Below are 19,593 nucleotides of genomic sequence, written 5' to 3'. Positions count from 1 at the left end.
GCCCCCTGCCCCGGAAATTCTTTAGCCGCGGACCGCCTCGACGAGCGGCCTCGTCGTGCTCGTAGCGACCTTCGCAGCAGCGCTCTGGATGAAGCCGCCGCCGAGCACGCGCGCCTGCCCGCTGGCTGCGTCGTAGAACACGCAGGCTTGTCCCGGCGAGACGCCCTCTTCGCCGGCGACGAGCTCGACCTCGTAGTGGCCGTTTGCGCCGCGCAGCCACGCCGGCTGCGGCGCGCGGGTCGAGCGCACGCGCACGAACAGCTCGAGGCCGCCTCCGATGGCGCGGTCGATATCGCCGCCGCCGATCCAGTTGACGTCACGCAAGGCGATGCGGTGCATCTTCAGCGCATCGCGCGGGCCGACCACGACACGGCGGTTGGCGGCATCCAGCCGCACCACGAACAGCGGCGCACTCGCGGCGATGCCGAGACCACGACGCTGGCCGACGGTGAAATTGGCGATGCCGTGATGCTGGCCGAGCACGCGGCCGTCGAGATCGACGATGTCGCCGGGGTCCATCGCGTTTGGACGCAGGCGCGTCACGATGTCGGTGTAGCGACCCGTCGGCACGAAGCAGATGTCCTGGCTGTCGTGCTTGTCGGCGACCGAGAGACCGAAGCGGCGCGCGAGCTCGCGCGTCTCGGGCTTGGTCATGTCGCCGAGCGGGAAGCGCAGGAAGTCGAGCTGTTCCTGCGTCGTCGCGAACAGGAAATAGCTCTGGTCGCGATCGGCGTCGGCCGCGCAGACCAGCGCGCGCGAGCCGTCGCCCTGACGGCGCGAGGCGACGTAATGGCCGGTGGCGAGCGCCTGCGCACCGAGCTCGCGCGCAGTCTTCAACAGGTCGCGGAACTTGACGCTGCGGTTGCACTCGATGCAGGGCACCGGCGTCTCGCCGAGCGCGTAGGAGTCGGCGAAGACATCGATGACGGACTCGCGAAAGCGATCCTCGTAATCGAGCACGTAATGGGGAATGCCGAGCTTGGCGGCGACGTCGCGGGCATCGTGGATGTCCTGGCCGGCGCAGCAGGCGCCCTTGCGGTGGGTGGCCGCGCCGTGGTCGTAGAGCTGCAGCGTGATGCCGACGACGTCGTAGCCTTCCGCCTTGAGCAGCGCAGCCGTGGTCGAGGAATCGACGCCGCCCGACATGGCAACGACGACCCTGGTATCCTCAGGACGGCCTTCGAGATCCAGACTGTTGAGCATGGGCCTAAAGCGGTTGTGACGGCGTGCGGCGATCCGCGATTTTCCTTCGCCTTTGACCGGGACATCGGCGCTCCCCGGGAACCGAGGTTCCCGAAGGGCACGGCTTGCCCGGTCGAAAGCGGCTGAGAGCACCCTTTAATATAGGTGGCATTCCGGTGAAGCAATCGGGCGGGCGGTGAGCGAGGGGCAATTCTTGCCGGGGCGGCAGAAATGATGGGGTTTTGGGAAGCCCCGCAGCATCAACCGCACCCCATCAAGACATTGATTTTGCTGTATAAAATAGCTCAAGACGACTCTGGCCCGCTCCTTGCTAACCTCTTGGTCCGAAGATGTTTTCAAGGGGTCGCCCGTGGTTGGTGTCACGTCAGACGTAGCGGCTAGTGCGCAAGTCTCCAGCGCGCAGCAGAAACCTGCCCGGTCGCAGACCAAGGACCAGACGCCCAGCTCCTCCTTCGGCGATCTGGTCGACAGCAACACCCAGGCCATCAGCAACAGCGCCCCGTCCTCGACCCAGGAACCCGCGCCGCGGCGAAGCGATTCCGCCTCGTCCTCGTCCGACAAGAGCGCGCGGGACAGCTCCTCGACCGACCAGTCCTCGCGGAGCAAGGCGAGCGACGGCCCGGATACCGCGACGACAGCCACGAGCGACACGCCGGCCGCTCCGGCCAAGACCGACGGCAAACCTAACGACAAGACTGACGCCTCGGCCGCCAAGTCGGGCGACAAGTCCGACAGCACCAAGAGCGACAAGACCGACAACGCCACCGACGGCCTCGCCGCAGCCGTGGATGCCGCGGCTGCCGCTCAAGCCGCTGCGACGCCGGCGGCAACGCCCGTTCCGACCACCGTACCTGTTGCCGCGCCCGCGGTGCCAGTCGACCCGAATGCTGTGGCGAACCAGGCTGCTGCCAACGCCACCTCCTCGCCGCTGACGATCGCAGCCGCCGGCATCGCCGCCAGCGCTTCGACCGCGGCGCAGATCGTCGGCATCAAGGCGGATGCGACCGGCAAGACTGCCAAGACCGGCGTGGCCAGCACCACCGACGCAAAGGCCGCGCTCACCGAGGTGGCTGTTGCGAACACCGACGCCACCGCAACCGATGTCACGGCGAAGGCCGCGCAGATCACCGCGGTCGATCAGGGCACGCCGAAGACCTCGTTCAAGGCGGCCGTAACAGCGCAAGGTCAGACCGACGTCTCCAATATAGGCCAGGACGCCGGCAAGAGCGCGCAGACCGCGACACCTGCGCAAAATCCCGCGACCGCGGCGGGCGCCGCCGCGCATCCGCAAGCCGCAAAGTCGCAGGCTGACACGACCACTGCCGATGCGAAGACCGCAACCGATCGCACCGCTGACGCGGCGCCGGCCGCGCCGACGACGCACGTGCATGCCGATACGCAAGGCCTCGCCGGCGCAACGACCGACACCAGCGCGCAGGCCGCCAGCGCCGTGCAGGCGCCGCTAACGAATACGACCTCGGCCGCGACCGCCTCGACGGCAACGCTGACCGCGACCGCGGCGAACCCCAACGCGGTGCCGATCAGCGGCATTCCGATCGAGATCGCGGCCGCCGCGCGCGCCGGAAAAACCCGGTTCGACATCAGCCTCGACCCGGCCGATCTCGGCCGCATCGACGTGCGCATCAATGTCGACCGCAACGGGCAGGTCACCTCGCATCTCACCGTCGAGAAGCCGGAGACTCTGTCGATGCTGAGGCAGGATGCGCCGCAATTGCAGCGCGCGCTCGACAATGCCGGCCTCAAGACCGGCAGCAACGGACTCTCCTTCAGCCTGCGCGACCAGAATTCGTCAGGCCAGAACGCCGGCCAGAACAACGACAATTCCGGCAATGCCCGCCGCCTGATCATCAGCGAGGACGATCAGGCCGCAAGCGCGCCCGTCAGCCGCAGCTATGGCCGCATGCTCGGCTCGAGCAGCGGCGTCGATATCAGAGTGTGAGGAGTATCAGGCCATGACCACCACGAATGCCGCCACCGCGCCATCAGTCGTCTCCGGTACGACGCCGACCTCGTCATCGTCGTCCTCGTCAAGCTCGAGCCTGAGCTCGTCCACGGGCGCGACGCTCGCCGGCAACTTCCAGACCTTCCTGACGCTGCTGACCACGCAGCTACAGAACCAGAACCCGCTCGATCCGCTCGACACCAACCAGTTCACGCAGCAGTTGGTGCAGTTCGCTGGCGTCGAACAGCAGCTCAAGACCAACGATTCGCTGTCCCAGCTCGTCACCCTGCAGCAGACCACGCAGGCGACCCAGGCGCTCGGGTTCGTCGGCAAGACCGCTGTGGTCGACGGCACCACCGCAACCATGAAGAACTCGTCGGCGACCTGGCACCTCAACGTGCCGAGCGACGCGACCGTGGACATCTCCATCGCCAATTCCAGCGGCCAGACCGTGTTCACCGGCAAATATACCGCCGGCGCCGCCTCGGATGTTCCCTTCACCTGGAACGGCCAGGGCAATGACGGCACGCAATGGCCTGATGGCAAGTACACGATCACGGCGACCGGCAAAGACGTCGCGGGCAACAATGTCGGCATCGCAGCGCAGGTGCAGGGCGTGGTGTCGTCGGTCGACCTGACCCAATCGCCGCCGCTGCTCTCGATTGACGGCAACAGCTACACGCTGAGCCAGGTGAAGAGCATTGTGGCGACCAGCAGCAATTGATTGAGGGCGATTCCGCTGCGACCTACTCGGTATCGTCCTGGCGAACGCCAGGACCCAAAACCACCGAACGTCATTTGAGGCGAAGAGGTAACCCCGAGTCTTCGCCAAACTACTCCCTGGGGTAATGGGTCCTGACTTTCGCCAGGACGACAATTGAGGCCCTCGCGACGTCAACGCCCGCCTCATTCCTTAGCAAAGTATTTACGCAGACCCCGCTCGGCTCGCTGAAATTGCGCTTTCAGCCGCCGGGCCGCTTTCGTCCCAGCCGGATTCAACGAGAATTGTATTGAAGCCTTAGGCTTAGCGGATTTTTAAGCCGCCACGCGTAGGGTTACGGCGTGAGTTCAGTGGTTGAGAGTTTGTGAGTACGCCATGACAGAACCCCATCGCCCGAGGGTAAAATACGTCATCGGGCCGGACGGCAGTCCGCTGACGATTGCAGATCTGCCCGCACCCGGCACCAAACGCTGGGTCATCCGCCGCAAGGCCGAAGTCGTCGCCGCAGTTCGCGGTGGACTTCTCTCCCTCGAGGAGGCCTGCAGCCGTTATACCCTGACGGTCGACGAATTCCTCTCCTGGCAGTTTTCCATTGACCAGCATGGTCTGGCGGGTCTTCGCACCACCCGCATCCAGCAATATCGCCAGTAAGCAATCCGGAAATCTGCTGCTTTTGACGAAAATCGGCCCCGCCCCGCGAGGCCGATTTTTGTCATGTCGCTACTTTTGTCCGAGCTCTTAACCTTCGTTAACCATATCGAAACCATCACCTAGGCAATAATTGCCCACTCGGCCGTCCTGAAATGCGGGCCGAATCTGTCGAGGCGGTTACTTGCAAGGTCTTGCGGACTTTTTAAAAGGTATCGGCGCCGCCCGCTTCGGGGCGATGATCGCGGTCACCGCCGCGCTCATCGGCTTCTTTGCCTTCGTCATCATGCGGGTCACCACGCCGCAAATGACGACGCTGTTCACCGACCTCAGCGTCGAAGATTCCTCCAGCATTATCAAGGATCTGGAACGCCAAGGCATCCAGTTCGAGCTGCGCAATGAAGGCTCCATCATCATGGTGCCGAAGGACAAGGTCACCCGCTTGCGGATGAAGCTCGCCGAAGGCGGCCTGCCCAAGGGCGGCGGCGTCGGCTACGAGGTCTTCGACAAGTCGGACGCACTCGGCACCACCTCTTTCGTCCAGAACATCAATCACTTGCGCGCGCTGGAGGGCGAGCTCGCCCGCACCATCCGCGCCATCGACCGGATCCAGGCCGCCCGCGTCCATCTCGTGCTGCCCGAGCGCCCGCTGTTCGCGCGCGAGGCGCCGGAGCCGTCGGCCTCGATCGTGGTGCGGGTCCGCGGCTCGCTCGAAGCCCAGCAGATCCGCGCCATCCGCCACCTCGTCGCCTCCGCGGTCAACGGGCTGAAGCCGCAGCGCGTCTCGATCGTGGATGAGGCCGGCCAGCTGCTCGCCGACGGCGCCCAGACCGATCCGGAGCAGGCCGCAGGCGACGACCGGCGCATCGCCTTCGAAAAGCGGCTGCGCAAGGAGGTCGAGGACATCGTCTCCTCCGTGGTCGGCTCCGGCCGCGCCCGCGTCCAGCTCTCCGCCGATTTCGACTTCAACAAGATCACCCAGACCTCGGACAAGTTCGATCCCGAAGGTCGCGTGCTGCGTTCGACCCAGACCCGGGAAGAGAGCAGCCTCACCACCGACAACAACGGTCAGGTCACGGTCAACAACGAGCTGCCCGGCAACCAGCAGAACAACGGCCTGCCGGCGAAGGACCAGAGCAAGAAGACCGAAGAGACCAACAATTACGAGATCTCCCGCACCACCAAGACCGAGGTGACCGAGGCCGGCCGGGTCAACCGCATCTCGGTCGCGGTGCTGGTCGACGGCATCTACACCAAGAACGACAAGGGCGAGCTCGCCTACACCGACCGCAGCAAGGAACAGCTCGATCGCATCGCCACCCTGGTGCGCTCGGCAATCGGCTTCGACCAGAAGCGCGGCGACCAGGTCGAGGTCGTCAATCTGCGCTTCGCCGACGCGCCCTCCACCGCCCCGATCACCGAGCCCTCCGGCTTTCTTGGCTCGCTGCAGTTCACCAAGGACGACATCATGTATTTCGTCGAGCTCGGCGTGATGATGCTGCTCGGCCTGGTCGTCATGTTCATGGTGATCCGCCCGCTGGTGAAGCGCATTCTCGCCTCTGACGAAGTCGCAGCCGCCATCAGCGGCGTCCTCGCCGGCCCTGCGGCTTCCGAAGAGGCCGCGCCGGCCGGCGGCCAGGCGCTCTTGCCAAGCGGCGCCGCCAGCGCAATCGACGTCGCCACCATCCAGGGCCAGGTCCACGCCCAATCCGTTCATCGCGTCGGCGAGCTCGCCGAGCGCAACCCCAACGAAACCGTCGCCATCATCCGTCAGTGGCTGACCGAACCCACGAAATGATCGAGTGAACTGACATGGCCGCTTCCCTGCAAAACGCCAACTCGAACGACATCACCAGCGTGATCTCGACGCTCGGCCAGCGCGCCGGCAACCGGTCCAAGGATGGGAGGGGCACCGAGCAACTGACCGGCCCGCGCCGCGCCGCGATCCTGATGCTGGCACTCGGCGAGCAGTATGGCGGCAAGATCTGGGGCCTGCTCGACGACGACGAGGTGCGTCAGCTCTCGCTGGAAATGTCCACCCTCGGCACCGTCGAGGTCGACACCGTCGAGGACATGCTGCTCGAATTCGTCTCGCGCATGTCCGCCTCGGGCGCGCTGATGGGCAATTTCGACGCCACCGAACGCCTGCTCCAGCAGTACCTGCCGCCGGAGCGCGTCAACGGCATCATGGACGAGATCCGCGGCCCCGCGGGGCGCAACATGTGGGAAAAACTCTCCAACGTGCAGGAAGAGGTCCTCGCCAACTACCTCAAGAACGAATATCCGCAGACCATCGCCGTGGTGCTGTCGAAGCTGAAGCCGGAACATGCCGCACGCGTGCTCGGCATCTTCCCCGAAGATCTCGCGCTCGACGTCGTCAACCGCATGCTGAAGATGGAAGCCGTGCAGAAGGAGGTGATCGAGAGCGTGGAGAAGACGCTGCGCACCGAATTCATGTCGAACCTGTCGCAGACCCGCCGCCGCGACGCCCACGAGGTGATGGCGGAAATCTTCAACAACTTCGACCGCCAGACCGAAACCCGCTTCATCACCTCGCTCGAAGAAGACAACCGGGAATCGGCCGAGCGCATCAAGGCGCTGATGTTCACCTTCGACGACCTCGTCAAGCTCGACTCCGGCTCGGCCCAGACCTTGATGCGCAACGTCGACAAGGACAAGCTCGGCGTGGCGCTGAAGAGTGCCAACGAGGACGTCCGCAACTTCTTCTTCGGCAACATGTCCTCGCGCGCCGCAAAAATGCTGCAGGACGACATGGCGGCGATGGGTCCGGTGCGGCTGCGCGATGTCGACGAGGCCCAGGCTCTGCTGGTCAACCTCGCCAAGGACCTCGCCGCCAAGGGCGAGATCATGCTGACCAAGAACCGCGCTGACGACGAACTGGTGTACTGATGGGCGCTCCGGCCAAATTCCTGTTCGATACCGACTTCGCCGCACCCGACCGGACGCGCGAGAAGGCCGCGACCGCGGCCGAGATCGCGCAGAAGGTCGCGGAGGCCGAAGCGCGCGCCTATCAGGACGGCTTTGCCGCGGGCCAGCACGAGGCCAAGGCCGAGAGCGACCGCCGCGTCGCGCTCGCCATGGAAGAGATCAACATCGCGATCCGGGGCATTGCCGCGGGCATCGGCAACATCGAGAGCAAGATGGAGACCGAAGCGGTCGACGTCGCCGTCGCGGTGGCGCGAAAGCTGTGCGCCGATCTGGTCGCTGCCGAGCCGCTCGGCGAGATCATGGCGCTGGTCAAGGATTGCTTCTCGCACCTGGTCGCGACGCCGCATCTCGTCGTCCGCATCAACGATTCGCTCTACGAGAGCGCCCGCGAGAAGATCGAGCGGCTCGCCAAGCAGAGCGGCTTCGAGGGGCGACTGGTGATCCTGGCCGAGCCCGAAATTGCCACCGGCGATTGCCGGATCGAGTGGGCCGATGGCGGCGTCGTGCTGGAGCGCAGCGCCATCGCGGCCAAAATCGACGACATGGTCGGACGCTATATCGCGTCCCGCAAGGGGAACTAAGCCATGAGCGACACCGACGGACAGGTCCCGCTGCCCGACCTCAACGGCCCGCTGCCGCCCGGCGGCACCGATGTCGGCTACAACGAGGACGAATATGCCGCGCGCGTTGCCGCCGACCTCGAGGCCGTCTTCGACGTGCCGGTGCAGGTGTCGGCGGTGCTCGGCCGGTCCAAGATGGATGTCGGCGAGCTCTTGAAGCTCGGACCCGGCACCGTGCTCGAGCTCGACCGCCGCGTCGGCGAGGCCATCGACATCTATGTCAACAACAAGCTGGTCGCCCGCGGCGAGGTCGTCCTGGTCGAGGACAAGCTCGGCGTGACCATGACGGAAATCATCAAGACGGAACGCGGCTAGCGCTCGCTTGGAGAATGATGCGCGCCAGCGCAAACAGACGGACAGGAGACTGACATGCGGCTTCTCATCGTTGGCACATTGAAGGGCCAGCTCACCACCGCTACCAAGATCGCGATGGACAACGGCGCCACCGTGACCCATGCCGAGGATCACGAGCAGGCGATGCGCGTGCTGCGCGGCGGCAAGGGCGCCGACCTCCTGCTGGTCGACGTCGCCCTCGACATCCGCGACCTCGTGATGCGGCTCGAGGCCGAGCACATCCACGCCCCGATCGTCGCCTGCGGCATTACCAACGACGCTCGCGCCGCGGTCGCCGCGATCCACGCCGGCGCCAAGGAATACATCCCGCTGCCGCCGGAGCCGGAGCTGATCGCCGCGGTGCTGGCCGCCGTCGCCAACGATTCCCGCGAGCTGGTCTATCGCGACGACGCCATGGCGCGCGTCATCAAGCTCGCCCAGCAGATCGCAGGCTCGGATGCCTCGGTGATGATCACCGGCGAATCCGGCACGGGCAAGGAGGTGCTGGCGCGCTACGTCCACACTCGCTCGGCCCGCGCCAAGCGTCCGTTCATCTCGATCAACTGCGCCGCGATCCCCGAGCATCTCCTGGAATCCGAGCTGTTCGGCCATGAGAAGGGCGCCTTCACCGGCGCGGTCGCCCGCCGCATCGGCAAGTTCGAGGAGGCGACCGGCGGCACGCTGCTGCTGGACGAAATCTCCGAGATGGACGTCCGTCTGCAATCGAAACTGCTGCGCGCCATCCAGGAGCGCGTGATCGATCGCGTCGGCGGCACCAAGCCGGTGCCGGTTGACATCCGCATCATCGCGACCTCGAACCGCAACCTGGCGGATGCCGTGCGCGAAGGCACCTTCCGCGAGGACCTGCTGTTCCGCCTCAACGTCGTGAATTTGAAGATTCCGCCGCTGCGCGAGCGTCCCGCCGACATCATGGAGCTCGCCCAGCATTTCGTGAAGAAATATGCCGAGGCCAACGGCGTGCCGCTGCGTCCCATCTCGGCCGAAGCCAAACGCGTGCTGTCCGCCAACCGCTGGCAGGGCAACGTCCGCGAGCTCGAAAACACCATGCACCGCGCGGTGCTGATGGCGCAGGGCGACGAGATCGGCCCCGATGCGATCCTCACCCCCGACGGCGACCGCCTCGACCTTGCCAAGACCCCACCGGCCGTGGCGCACGCCACCATGGCCGCCGAGCAGGTGACGCGCGCACTCGTCGGGCGCACCGTCGCCGATGTCGAGCGGGACCTGATCCTGGAGACGCTCAAGCACTGCCTCGGCAACCGGACCCATGCCGCCAACATCCTCGGCATCTCGATCCGCACGCTGCGCAACAAGCTCAACGAATATGCCGACGGCGGCATCCCGATCACACCGGCGGGCACGCCGGGTGAATATCCGCGGATGATGGGGGCGTAGGGCTTCTGGCTACTGTTGACGATGTGAATGCCCGGGCTTGGTCCCGGGCATTTTTCATGCGCGCCAGTGCCAGACCCGTCGCCCTTCGAGGCCCGCTTCGCGGGCACCTCAGGGTGACAGAGCGAACACATGGCCGCACCGCATCCGGCGACTAGGTCGCCGCGACGCCAGGCCCTATAACGGTCGCGAGAACCACGCGAGGAACCTTATGTCGGAAGCTCAAATCACGGACTGGCTGGCGTCGCAGCGGCAGGCGATGATCGATCTGTTGCGCGACGTCGTGAACATCGATTCCGGGTCCTATGACAAAGCGGGCGTCGACGCGGTCGGTGCGCGGTTCGAGCGGCATTTTGCCGAGCATGGAATTCCGTTCCGGCGCGAGGCCAATGACACCTTTGGCGATGCGATCCACGCCGACGTGGCCAAGCCCGGCAGCAACGAAAAGCCGGTGCTGTTGATGGGGCATCGCGACACCGTGTTCGGCAAGGGCGAGGCCGGGAAGCGCCCGTTCACGATTCGCGACAACCGCGCCTACGGACCCGGCGTCGCCGACATGAAGGCCGGCGTCGTCATGAACATCTTCGTCGCCACCGCCTTCCACAAATTCGGCGGCAACTCGCATCCGATCAAGCTGCTGATCACCTCGGACGAGGAGATCGGCTCGCCTTCGTCGCGGCCGGTGATCGAGCGCGAGGGCCGCTCGGCGCGCGCCGTGTTCAATTCCGAGCCGGGCCGCCCCACGGGCAATGTCGTCACCAGCCGCAAGGGCGGCATCTTCATGCATATGGCCATTACCGGGAAGGCCGCGCATTCCGGCGCCAACTTCGCCGCCGGTATCAGCGCGATCGGCGAGCTCGCGCACAAGATCATCCAGATCCACGCGCTGACCGACCTCACCAAGGGCATCACGCTCAATGTCGGCCTGATCTCGGGCGGCCAGTCGGTCAACACGACGGCGCCTTACGCCGAGGGCCAGATCGACATGCGCTATGTCGATCCCAGGGATCGCGCCACTGTCATGGCCGAAATCGAGCGCATCATCGCAACGCCCTATGTGCCCGGCACCAGCGCGACGCTGACCATCAAGGGCGAGTTCGTGCCTGTGGTGCAGAGCGAGAGCTCGAAGGCGCTGTTCGAAGGATATCAGGCCGCCGCCAGGCAGGCCGGCCTCACCACGCTGCAGGGCGAGTTCTCCGGCGGCTGCGCCGATTCCGGCTTCACCGCCGCGGTGGGGACGCCGACCATCTGCGGCGTCGGGCCGGTCGGCGGGCTCGCGCATTCGCCGGAGGAATATCTCGAGCTCGACAGCATCGTGCCGCGCGCGCAGGCGCTGGCACTGGCGATTTTGAAGGGATGATGGTGCCACGCTGACGGTGTCGTAGGGTGGGCAAAGGTGCGAAGCGCCGTGCCCACCATCTCTCTCGATCGCGAGAATGCGTGGGCACGCTCCGCTTTGCCCACCCTACGAGACCTCCCGAGCTCTACGAATAACTCGGCGCGTCCGGCTTGCGGAAAATGTGGATGGGATCGCCCGGCACGAACGGCTGGCCGCGGAACATCGCATAGGCATAGAGCACAAGATACGCGATCGCCAGCGCGCTGACGGCGTAGAAGGCCCAGGTCCCGACGCGCTTCATTCGTTCCGCTCCGTTGCCGTCCCGGCGGGACAGCTCACGGCGCTTCTAGAGCGGCGGTGGAAAAAAGGCCAGCCTGCGCGGCCTCGCTTTGCGGCGATCACACGCCGCGAAGGCTGCGCGCGGGAAGGCTGACCTCGGCGAGCCTTGCTGCGTCCTCGTTCTGGTCGACTGCCACATACTGGCCGTGCCAGTAGGCGAGCGCCGCGGTACGCACCGAGTTCTTGATGGTCCTGACACGGCCGATGACAATGCCGTGCGAGTGGCGCTCGACGATCTCCTCGACCTCGCAATCGACCGCGGACAAGGCGCCGACCAGCAGCGGAACGCCGGAGGCAGACGTGACCCATTGGCTGCCGGCAAACCGGTCGGCCCCCTTCAGGCCAGCCATGCCGGCAAAGCGCTCGGCGACATCGCGCTGATCGGCCGCCAGGATGTTCACGCCGAAGGCGGCGTAGCGCCTGATCAGCGGGAAGGACGAGGCATCGCGGTTGATGCTGACCAGAAGCGTCGGCGGATCGACCGACAGCGACGTCACCGAGGTGACCGTCATGCCGGTGATGTCCTTGCCCCGCCCGGCGGTGATAATGCTGACCCCGCCGGTGAGGTGGCGCATGGCGCCGCGGAAATCGGCAGACGAGACGGGAATTTGGGTCATGAGATCGCGGGGCACTACATTCATGGCATCCTCCCCGAAACGGGGTCCCCGTCTATTTAGGTACGATCATCCGCCGATAAAAGATGGGTCAGGATCCGGCCTCGAAGCCGGTAAGCCCGGTCGAGCCACGCATGCGCGGCCCGCCGCTTGCGAAAACAACCCCATGCACAGTAGCCAACGTCTTCCACCGGAAGAGCAATTTCTTATTTTTCGAAATCCGGTTGACGCGTCGGGCAAAACAGTGGCAGGAAGGCACCATACGCCATAGGACGGACCAGGCTCTTGCCTGTCAGTGCAGCCATCTGATGGGCAGGTTGAGCAGCCCGCGGAACGCCCAGCCGCCGATCCGCACTTTCTCGTCTTCTGCGATCTCCAACTTTTCGGCGCGCGCGAATACGGTCGGCAGCGCGACGTCAGCGATCATGGCGCGCGAGGCGAAGGCGCCGGCGCAGAAATGCGGGCCGGCGCCGAAGGCGACGCTCTTCGAGGTATCGCGTCGCACGTCGAACTGGTCGGCGCGCTCGAAATGTTTCTCGTCGCGATTGGCCGAACCGAACATCAGGAACACGCGCTCGTCCGTCTCGAACGCGACATCGCGGATCGTCCACGGCTTTGCGATCCGCCGCGGCGACATGCCGATCGGCGAGATCCAGCGGGCATATTCTTCGAACGCCTGCAGCCAGCTCACCTCTCCCTTGCGCACGAGATCGAGCTGCGCGGGATGCGTCAGCAGCGCCCACACCGTGCCGGCGATCGCCTTGCGCGGCTCGTTCTGGCCGCCCGAGATCGCGAGCTTGACGTTGGCGCGCACGCTCTCCATCGGCATGCCGGAGGCGAGGAGCACGCCGAGGATACTCTGGTCGGGATGCTTGCGCATCACCGGCAGGATATCGTCGATCGCAGCATCGATGCCCGACGTCGCCGCGTGGCAACGCGCCTCGATGGCGGGATCGCCACCGTAATTGGCGATGCCCTCGATCATGCCTTGCGACCACGCATCCATGTCGGCAAAGCCGATATTGGTGAGGCCGGTGATCGACTTCAGACACTCGCCGGAGAACGGCAGCGCGAAATCGCGCATGAAATCGATCCGCGCCCCGGGCTCGATCGCGTCGATGATGCGGTCGGCATGGGCCTGGAACAGCGCGGTCCAGTGCGCTTTCACGGTCTTCGGCGATACCGTCGGAAACATCGCACGGCGCTCGACCTGATGCGCCTCGCCGTCCTTGCGCATCATGTTGTGGCCCATCAGCCGGTTCATCAGGCCGGCAGGCTGGTGCGAGGAGAACACGTCGATCTGTTTCTCGGAGATGGAGATGTCGTCGCGGCTCGTCAGCAGCGTCGAGCCGAGCTGCGGCACGAAGGCGATCGGCGCCTCTTTGCGCATTTTCGCGAGCATCGGATAGGGGTCGGCCCATAACGCGGCAGGGTCGATGTCGATGCGCGGCGCGGTGCTCAAGCTAGGCTCCCTTTTGCTGAATCCTGCTTTGCTGGATCCTGCCAGATGCTAGCGCCTTCAGGAACTGTCGTCTGTCCCCTTCGATTGGGACAGTCTCAGAACCATCCGTGTCGGTTCCGGTAACAATCCGGCCGGTTGGATCGAACAAGACGCATGACCTGAACAAGGAGGCGCTCCATGTTCGTCGGCTTTGAATCCCGTCTGGTAGACCTTGAAGCGGCGCCAATCTTCGCAAGGATCGCAGGGGATGGTCCGCCGCTACTCCTGTTGCACGGTTTCCCGGAAACCCATTTGACGTGGCGGGATATTGCGCCAATTCTGGCGCAACGATTTACGGTCGTCTGCGCCGATCTTCGCGGGTATGGGCAGAGCGGCACTCCGGCGTCGGACCCTGATCATCGCCCTTACGCAAAGCGTGCGATGGCTGACGATATGGTCAAGCTCATGAAGAGGCTTGGTCATGACCGCTTCATGGTGGCTGGGCATGACCGCGGAGGACGCGTTGCGTATCGAATGGCGCTCGATTGTCCGTCAATCGTTCGAAAGCTTGCCGTTCTCGATATCATCCCGACCGCGGATGCGTGGGACCGGGCCGATGTTCGCCTTGCGTTGAGCTTCTGGCCGTGGAGCTTGCTTGCTCAACCCGCTCCACTGCCGGAAGACATGATCGGCGTCGCGGCAGATGCCGTTATTCAAGGCGCGCTCTCCGGCTGGGGCTCACCGTCTTCGATCTTCCCGCCAGCGGTTCGCGCAAGCTACGCGGCAATGCTGAGAGATCGCGAACATCTCCATGCGATATGCGAAGAATACCGTGCGGCAGCAACGCTCGACCGCGATCACGATGCCGCCGATCGCGATGCCGGGAAGAAGATTGTCTGCCCGACGCTGGCGCTTTGGAGCCGCGGCGGCGGCCTGGCGAAGTGGTATGTTGGAGAAGGCGGTCCATTGGCGATCTGGCGCGGATGGTGCGAGACCGTGGCCGGACATGCCGTCGCGGGTGGTCACTTCTTCCCTGAAGAGTTTCCGGCGCAAACCGCCCATGAATTGGCAGGCTTCTTCGAAGCCTAGGATCGTCAGCAATGTCGGCCGGGCTGCGGCACGATGCCGATCGGCGCCCTTCCCATTGTTGCCGGCAGACATCGGCAATGGCAGATGGTTCCTGCCGGGAACCAGAACAAAGCGCTCGCTATCCGGCAGATAACGGCGCACAGTCTTGCGACCATCGAGCGGCCCTTAGCATCTATCGGTGGTGTGAACGCAAATCGCGCTCCCGCTCAACCCCCAGCGGAGCATGTGCATGTCGACTCGACGATCCCCAGAGCAATCGAACACATTCGAATACCGCCTGGCGCAAGAGGCGATAAGCTTGCGCCAACAGGCCAGGGAAATGCCCGTTGGTATCCGCCGAACGGAGCTGTTGCAAAAAGCGCGACAGCTTGACGTTGCCGGCGAGGTCAACAAGTGGCTGACGTCGCCTGGATTGCAGCCGCCATCCTGAACACAGCTGTTGGCATCAAAGTCAGATCAAGCCGCCGCCGGCGTTGCTGTAGATGCAGACCGGCCCCGGGGCTGCGCGTCCGTGCCATGAGAGTGGGGAACAGGCGTGAGGCAGCAGAGTTGACAACCATGACATCTGTCAGCGCGCTGGAAGCCAGCGCGCTGGAAGCGTCGTTCGACATCGCCTGGAGCTTTCCGGAGAGATCCGGCGAGCTGAGAGGTGCGGCGAAGGCCGCAGACATCATTCTGAATTCGATCGAGCAGCAGCTGCGCAAGGGCAAGCGACGAAAGCTCGTGCTCGTCAACAGGACGATTTCAACCAACCGGGCGCGGGTCGCGACGATGCCGGCGGTCAAATGGAGGATAGTGGAGCACGTGGAGGGAAAAATGATCAGGAACGAAGCGAATGCCCGTCACTTGCGGGACGCCAACAAAGCTTTCAAGGCGACCAGCAAAGCCAAGCCACTGACCGACTACGCGAAAGCGGAGCAATCCTTTCAGGAAAATCGCGAACGTCTGAAGGCGGAGCGTCTGGCACGGGAAGCCCGCGCAAGGGACTCTTCAAAATAGCCTCGCGTCACCTGGCCTCGATCTAGAGCATGGAGAGAGCGATGACCCCGTCTTCAAGCTCTCCGGAAGCGAGCCGCGCCCGCGCGATCCGCTCGAATTCAGTGCGATATTTGCGGAGATAGTTGAAGGCCTGCTTGTCGGTCTGAAACGTCGTCGTAAGTCTGCATATCTGTCGCGCGGCTCCGAGTGCGAGAGTAAAGGTGATGGTTCCACCGCCGTCCGACTTCGCTCTGGGCACGATCAGCACTCCGGCTTGGGACGATCGATAAACTGGGTTATTGCTGCGACTTCCTTGCACGCCTCTTGAGCGGCGACGCCGGCAAGGCTTCCGCAACAACGGCATCAGCCGCTTCCTTGGCCTCGCGCAACTCACGCAGTCGTGCCATGTTCTTGCGAACCTCGACGGCTTGGCGTGCGACATCGGCGATGGCGCGTGCGCCCTCTTCGGCAGCCAAGCGCTGACGTTGAGAGCGCGCAATTGCTTCGGGCGACGGTACTGTCGATTTCGCGCTCATCCTTCACCCTCTCGTGCAACGGGCAAAACCCGCTCAATCCGGGGATCGAGCGGGCATCACTGCCGTTTCAGTACATCCGTGAAACGGCGCTACGAGATCAGGCCAGCGAGAGATTCTCTGCGCTGACTTTGCCCCGCATCTTGTCGGTCTTGGCTTCGAAATTGACCTTCTGGCCCTCGGCGAGACCCGAAAGTCCGGCGCGTTCCACCGCGCTGATGTGAACGAACACATCGTTGCCGCCATCGTCCGGCTGGATGAATCCGAAGCCCTTTTGGCCGTTAAACCACTTCACGGTCCCTGTCGTCATTCTCTTCTCCAAAGCGCGCAAGCGCGTGCCGCGTGACAATCACGCGGTCGTTTCAACTTCGTCGATGTCTTTGGAAAAGGAGCCCGCAGGCGCGATCAACAAGGCACAGCGGCTAATCGAATGACGTCAATATATACGACATTTGCGCTTTTACAAGGAAGGCGGCCAATTTGTTTTCAGACCCCGCGGTTTTGGCGCTGACGGGCGCAGTTCCAGATGAGACGCCGACACGCGCCAAGGCCTTTATCGATTGACTTGACCGCGTGCGGGTGGTCACGTCGTTCCCACTGAACCGCATCGCCGTAACGCGCATACCTGCTCGTTCGAGGCCGGCGAAGACATGCGCGGTGGCTCCCGTTCTCCCATTCATCGAGTCTCCTGCGCTATCGGCTGCGTGCAGGATCGCCCCGTTTCGCAGCCCAGCCAGGAGTTTCAATGCAGGTTCTCGTCCGCGACAACAATGTCGATCAGGCGCTTCGTGTTCTGAAGAAGAAGATGCAGCGGGAAGGCGTGTTCCGCGAAATGAAGCAGCGGCGCGCCTATGAGAAACCTTCCGAGAGAAAGACGCGCGAGAAGTCCGAGGCCATTCGGCGGGCCCGCAAGCTCGCCAGGAAGCAAGCCATCAGGGAAGGCTTGTTGCCGGCGCCTCCGAAGAAGAAGCTCCCCGAACGCAAGCCACCCCTTCCGCAGACATCAGGGGTCGCGAGAGAACGCTGATCTCCTGCTCGAGCTTTCCAAATGACTGCCATCTCCGCGTCTCCGGAGACCAGAACAGGATAGGGAGTCTTCGATAGCAGTCTTGTCGAACGGTTCCAAGACGAAGTGCGGTCTCAGTTCAGATCACATGGCCCCGCAATCAAGCGCAGCACGATTCCGAACAATTCGTTCTGCGCGGAAATGCCGAGCCGCTGATAGGCGCGCTTGCGGTAGGTCAGGATCGAATGCAGGCTGATGCCGAGCGCTTGCGAGATCGCCTCGGAGCTTAGCCCGAGCAGGATGTGCCGGCAGACCTCCTGCTCACGCGGCGTCAGCACGGAGAGTGGCGCGCGCGTCGCGAACAATTTGGCGAGGTTCTGGTCGGGCGCCGCGGTGGCCGCCTGCTGGAAATGACGCGCGACGCTGGCGCCAATCGCCGGCGCAATGGTCTGAAGCCGCGAACGCTCGGCATCGCCAAAACGGCCCTGCGACGTGATGCGGTAGAAATTGACGTAGAAGCAGGTGTCGCCGGTCCAGATCGCGGTGGCGCATTTGTCGACGATATCGGAATCGTTGAAGAAGATTTTCCGGTAGCGCGCACTGTACATGCGCGGCGTGAACGAGGGCAGCATGATCGGCGCACCGCCCTCGCCTTCGAACAGCGCATCGCGATTGGGATCAGATTCGTGGAATTGCCCGGCATAGGCCGCGCCGAGATCGGCGCCGGTCGGGATGTTGCCCGCATCGAGCAAACAGCTCGCAGCGCCGGCGCGCGTGAGCGCGAACACCATGCAATGGCCGACACCGGCCTGCCGGCGCAGCGTGTCGATGAGGATGTCCCGGAAATCAGGGCGGCCGATAGCGAGCACCGCGGGCGTGACATCGCCGGCCGCTGGAGTTGAGGCCATCGCGTGGGGCCGCATGGAAGTCCTCCGCCTGATATGTTTTGACGGAGAATAACAGCGAGGAGCTTCTACTGAAAGTCGGCAACGCCGGCTGTTGCCGCTTCCGGGTCCCGGCTCTGCGCAGCAGCGTTACACGCTGCAGCGCGTCCGGGACACGCGCCTCACCGGATTCGTGCCCCGGACGCAGCGCAGCGCTCCGGCGATGCGAAGCATCGTCCGGTGCGGTGCGCTGCCGAGCCGGGGCCCATGTCTCCCCCAAAAAAAAGCAAGTGGTCTACCCCGCAGCCGCCTTCGCCGGCGCGACATTGATCGCGAGCTTGCCGTAGCGGTCGGTGAACGCCTGTGTGTCGATCTCTTCCAGCTGGATCTCGCCGCTCATCACGCCCTGCTTCCAGGCGGCCTGTTCCGGATCGTTCTGGAACTCCGGCATCACCTCGCGGCCGAACAGTTCGAGCGATTCGCAGATGTGCTCGTGGCTGTTCTTGCCGGCCTGGTTCAGCAAGATGACCTGGTCGATATGCGACGACTGGAAGCGCTTCAGTTTCCTGCGGATGGTTTCGGGCGAGCCGATCAGGCCGCCGCGCAGCGCCGCCTCCTGCGCCTCCGGGTTGTCGCGCTTCCATTTGTTGTACTCGTCCCACATGTTGACGGTGTAGGGCGCGGGACGCTGGCGGTTCTGCGAGGCGCCGTAGAAGCGCAGCGCGAACTGGAAGAAGGTGGCGCCGTCGGCGCGGGCGCGCGCCTCCTCGTCCGTCTTCGCGCACATGAAGAACGAGACCAGCGCCATGTTGGGGTTGATCTCGTAATCGGCGAGCTTGGCGAGCCGCTTGGTCATCGCGTTGTAATAGGCATGCACCCAGGCATGCGCGGCATCGGCGCTGACGAACTGGAAGCCGAGCGCACCAAAGCCGTGGCGGCCGGCGCGCTCGATGGTCGGCAATTGCGAGCAAGCCATCCACAGCGGCGGATGCGGATTCTGCACCGGCTTCGGCACGACGTTGCGCAAGGGGATGTCGAAATACTTGCCGTGGTGCTCGGCGCCTGCGTCCTTGAACATCGGGAAGATCGCGGCAACCGCTTCCTCGAACACCTCCTTCTTGGTTTCCATGTCGCGGCCGAACGGCGTCAGCTCGGTGATGGAGGCGCTCTCGCCCATGCCGAATTCGCAGCGGCCGTCGCTGAGCAGATCGAGCACCGCGACGCGCTCGGCGACGCGCGCCGGATGGTTCGTCGTGAGTTGGAGGATGCCGTGGCCGAGCCGGATGTTCCTGGTGCGCTGGCTCGCCGCGGCGAGGAACGATTCCGGCGACGGCGAGTGCGAATATTCCTCGAGGAAGTGATGCTCGACCACCCAGGCGTGGTCGTAGCCGAGCTGATCGGCGAGCTCCATCTGCGAGAGCGCATTCTGGTAGAGGGCGAGCTCGTCGCCCGCCACCCAGGGACGGGGCAATTGCAGCTCGTAGAAGATGCCGAACTTCATGGCGTCGCTCTCCCGCACT

The 19,593-nt window shown here is 64.4% G+C and carries 21 protein-coding genes; 12 read left to right on the top strand and 9 right to left on the bottom strand.

What is annotated here, in order from left to right:
* Positions 1-21: 21 nt before the first annotated feature.
* On the bottom strand, positions 22-1,203 hold the full coding sequence (gene mnmA / locus XH89_RS06830; protein ID WP_194466338.1) for a tRNA 2-thiouridine(34) synthase MnmA: 1,182 nt from the start codon (positions 1,201-1,203) through the stop codon (positions 22-24).
* 349 nt (positions 1,204-1,552) lie between these two features.
* Between mnmA and XH89_RS06825 the strand changes: the two genes are divergently transcribed.
* From XH89_RS06825 to XH89_RS06785, 9 genes are all read left to right on the top strand, one after another.
* Positions 1,553-3,163, top strand: coding sequence for a flagellar hook-length control protein FliK (locus tag XH89_RS06825; RefSeq protein WP_194466337.1), 1,611 nt, complete (start codon positions 1,553-1,555; stop codon positions 3,161-3,163).
* Positions 3,164-3,176: 13 nt separating this feature from the next.
* On the top strand, positions 3,177-3,890 hold the full coding sequence (locus tag XH89_RS06820) for a flagellar hook assembly protein FlgD (protein WP_194466336.1): 714 nt from the start codon (positions 3,177-3,179) through the stop codon (positions 3,888-3,890).
* Between the two features lie 372 nt (positions 3,891-4,262).
* The gene (locus tag XH89_RS06815) at positions 4,263-4,538 is read left to right on the top strand and encodes a DUF1153 domain-containing protein (RefSeq protein WP_002714638.1); all 276 of its coding nucleotides are present in this window, start codon (positions 4,263-4,265) and stop codon (positions 4,536-4,538) included.
* A 181-nt stretch (positions 4,539-4,719) separates the two neighbouring features.
* Positions 4,720-6,333 carry a flagellar basal-body MS-ring/collar protein FliF gene (fliF, locus tag XH89_RS06810; RefSeq protein ID WP_194466335.1) on the top strand — a complete coding sequence of 538 codons (1,614 nt, stop codon included), beginning with the start codon at positions 4,720-4,722 and terminating at the stop codon, positions 6,331-6,333.
* Positions 6,334-6,347: 14 nt separating this feature from the next.
* A complete protein-coding gene (gene fliG, locus XH89_RS06805) occupies positions 6,348-7,445 on the top strand; it encodes a flagellar motor switch protein FliG (RefSeq protein WP_194466334.1) in 1,098 nt (365 codons plus the stop codon).
* Positions 7,445-8,065, top strand: coding sequence for a FliH/SctL family protein (locus tag XH89_RS06800; protein WP_194466333.1), 621 nt, complete (start codon positions 7,445-7,447; stop codon positions 8,063-8,065). Before fliG ends, XH89_RS06800 begins: the two co-directional genes overlap by 1 nt.
* A gap of 3 nt (positions 8,066-8,068) precedes the next feature.
* Positions 8,069-8,419 (top strand): flagellar motor switch protein FliN, encoded by a 351-nt coding sequence (gene fliN / locus XH89_RS06795; RefSeq protein WP_188106168.1) that lies wholly within the window; start codon positions 8,069-8,071, stop codon positions 8,417-8,419.
* A 54-nt stretch (positions 8,420-8,473) separates the two neighbouring features.
* Complete coding sequence (locus XH89_RS06790) at positions 8,474-9,853, top strand: sigma-54-dependent Fis family transcriptional regulator (protein WP_194466332.1); 1,380 nt, start codon at positions 8,474-8,476, stop codon at positions 9,851-9,853.
* 208 nt (positions 9,854-10,061) lie between these two features.
* The gene (locus XH89_RS06785; protein ID WP_194466331.1) at positions 10,062-11,210 is read left to right on the top strand and encodes a M20 family metallopeptidase; all 1,149 of its coding nucleotides are present in this window, start codon (positions 10,062-10,064) and stop codon (positions 11,208-11,210) included.
* A gap of 124 nt (positions 11,211-11,334) precedes the next feature.
* Here XH89_RS06785 and XH89_RS06780 read toward each other — a convergent pair whose 3' ends face one another.
* The 3 genes from XH89_RS06780 to XH89_RS06770 form a co-directional block, all read right to left on the bottom strand.
* Complete coding sequence (locus XH89_RS06780) at positions 11,335-11,490, bottom strand: hypothetical protein (RefSeq protein WP_194466330.1); 156 nt, start codon at positions 11,488-11,490, stop codon at positions 11,335-11,337.
* A 97-nt stretch (positions 11,491-11,587) separates the two neighbouring features.
* The gene (locus XH89_RS06775) at positions 11,588-12,169 is read right to left on the bottom strand and encodes a flavin reductase family protein (protein ID WP_194466329.1); all 582 of its coding nucleotides are present in this window, start codon (positions 12,167-12,169) and stop codon (positions 11,588-11,590) included.
* A gap of 265 nt (positions 12,170-12,434) precedes the next feature.
* Entirely contained in the window at positions 12,435-13,604 is a 1,170-nt protein-coding gene (locus XH89_RS06770) for a cytochrome P450 (RefSeq protein ID WP_194466328.1), read from the bottom strand.
* A gap of 177 nt (positions 13,605-13,781) precedes the next feature.
* Here XH89_RS06770 and XH89_RS06765 point away from each other — a divergent pair, with 177 nt between their 5' ends.
* A complete protein-coding gene (locus tag XH89_RS06765; RefSeq protein ID WP_194466327.1) occupies positions 13,782-14,672 on the top strand; it encodes an alpha/beta fold hydrolase in 891 nt (296 codons plus the stop codon).
* Between the two features lie 549 nt (positions 14,673-15,221).
* Entirely contained in the window at positions 15,222-15,671 is a 450-nt protein-coding gene (locus tag XH89_RS42050) for a hypothetical protein (protein ID WP_371825201.1), read from the top strand.
* A gap of 22 nt (positions 15,672-15,693) precedes the next feature.
* Here the strand turns inward: XH89_RS42050 and XH89_RS06755 are convergent, their stop codons facing one another.
* The 3 genes from XH89_RS06755 to XH89_RS06745 form a co-directional block, all read right to left on the bottom strand.
* Positions 15,694-15,909, bottom strand: coding sequence for a hypothetical protein (locus tag XH89_RS06755; protein WP_371825200.1), 216 nt, complete (start codon positions 15,907-15,909; stop codon positions 15,694-15,696).
* A gap of 37 nt (positions 15,910-15,946) precedes the next feature.
* Entirely contained in the window at positions 15,947-16,186 is a 240-nt protein-coding gene (locus XH89_RS06750) for a transcriptional regulator (protein WP_194466325.1), read from the bottom strand.
* 97 nt (positions 16,187-16,283) lie between these two features.
* Positions 16,284-16,493, bottom strand: coding sequence for a cold-shock protein (locus tag XH89_RS06745; RefSeq protein WP_028151479.1), 210 nt, complete (start codon positions 16,491-16,493; stop codon positions 16,284-16,286).
* 435 nt (positions 16,494-16,928) lie between these two features.
* Between XH89_RS06745 and rpsU the strand changes: the two genes are divergently transcribed.
* On the top strand, positions 16,929-17,210 hold the full coding sequence (gene rpsU / locus XH89_RS06740) for a 30S ribosomal protein S21 (RefSeq protein WP_194466324.1): 282 nt from the start codon (positions 16,929-16,931) through the stop codon (positions 17,208-17,210).
* A gap of 113 nt (positions 17,211-17,323) precedes the next feature.
* Here rpsU and XH89_RS06735 read toward each other — a convergent pair whose 3' ends face one another.
* Together XH89_RS06735 and XH89_RS06730 are read right to left on the bottom strand one after the other, a co-directional pair.
* Complete coding sequence (locus XH89_RS06735) at positions 17,324-18,112, bottom strand: helix-turn-helix transcriptional regulator (protein ID WP_194466323.1); 789 nt, start codon at positions 18,110-18,112, stop codon at positions 17,324-17,326.
* 256 nt (positions 18,113-18,368) lie between these two features.
* Positions 18,369-19,574: an LLM class flavin-dependent oxidoreductase gene (locus XH89_RS06730; protein ID WP_194466322.1), complete on the bottom strand. Its 1,206-nt coding sequence runs from the start codon at positions 19,572-19,574 to the stop codon at positions 18,369-18,371.
* Positions 19,575-19,593: the final 19 nt, after the last annotated feature.

The organism is Bradyrhizobium sp. CCBAU 53340 (genome assembly GCF_015291645.1).
GTDB lineage: Bacteria > Pseudomonadota > Alphaproteobacteria > Rhizobiales > Xanthobacteraceae > Bradyrhizobium.
This window is presented reverse-complemented; position numbering and strand designations above follow the sequence as displayed.

Excerpts from the sequence above, each read along its gene's own strand:
- mnmA (WP_194466338.1), bottom strand. The coding sequence starts at position 1,203 with ATGCTCAACAGTCTGGATCTCGAAGGCCGTCCTGAGGATACCAGGGTC.
- XH89_RS06820 (WP_194466336.1), top strand. The coding sequence starts at position 3,177 with ATGACCACCACGAATGCCGCCACCGCGCCATCAGTCGTCTCCGGTACG.
- XH89_RS06815 (WP_002714638.1), top strand. The coding sequence starts at position 4,263 with ATGACAGAACCCCATCGCCCGAGGGTAAAATACGTCATCGGGCCGGAC.
- fliG (WP_194466334.1), top strand. The coding sequence starts at position 6,348 with ATGGCCGCTTCCCTGCAAAACGCCAACTCGAACGACATCACCAGCGTG.
- XH89_RS06800 (WP_194466333.1), top strand. The coding sequence starts at position 7,445 with ATGGGCGCTCCGGCCAAATTCCTGTTCGATACCGACTTCGCCGCACCC.
- fliN (WP_188106168.1), top strand. The coding sequence starts at position 8,069 with ATGAGCGACACCGACGGACAGGTCCCGCTGCCCGACCTCAACGGCCCG.
- XH89_RS06790 (WP_194466332.1), top strand. The coding sequence starts at position 8,474 with ATGCGGCTTCTCATCGTTGGCACATTGAAGGGCCAGCTCACCACCGCT.
- XH89_RS06785 (WP_194466331.1), top strand. The coding sequence starts at position 10,062 with ATGTCGGAAGCTCAAATCACGGACTGGCTGGCGTCGCAGCGGCAGGCG.
- XH89_RS06780 (WP_194466330.1), bottom strand. The coding sequence starts at position 11,490 with ATGAAGCGCGTCGGGACCTGGGCCTTCTACGCCGTCAGCGCGCTGGCG.
- XH89_RS06775 (WP_194466329.1), bottom strand. The coding sequence starts at position 12,169 with ATGAATGTAGTGCCCCGCGATCTCATGACCCAAATTCCCGTCTCGTCT.
- XH89_RS06765 (WP_194466327.1), top strand. The coding sequence starts at position 13,782 with ATGTTCGTCGGCTTTGAATCCCGTCTGGTAGACCTTGAAGCGGCGCCA.
- XH89_RS06750 (WP_194466325.1), bottom strand. The coding sequence starts at position 16,186 with ATGAGCGCGAAATCGACAGTACCGTCGCCCGAAGCAATTGCGCGCTCT.
- XH89_RS06745 (WP_028151479.1), bottom strand. The coding sequence starts at position 16,493 with ATGACGACAGGGACCGTGAAGTGGTTTAACGGCCAAAAGGGCTTCGGA.
- rpsU (WP_194466324.1), top strand. The coding sequence starts at position 16,929 with ATGCAGGTTCTCGTCCGCGACAACAATGTCGATCAGGCGCTTCGTGTT.
- XH89_RS06735 (WP_194466323.1), bottom strand. The coding sequence starts at position 18,112 with ATGCGGCCCCACGCGATGGCCTCAACTCCAGCGGCCGGCGATGTCACG.
- XH89_RS06730 (WP_194466322.1), bottom strand. The coding sequence starts at position 19,574 with ATGAAGTTCGGCATCTTCTACGAGCTGCAATTGCCCCGTCCCTGGGTG.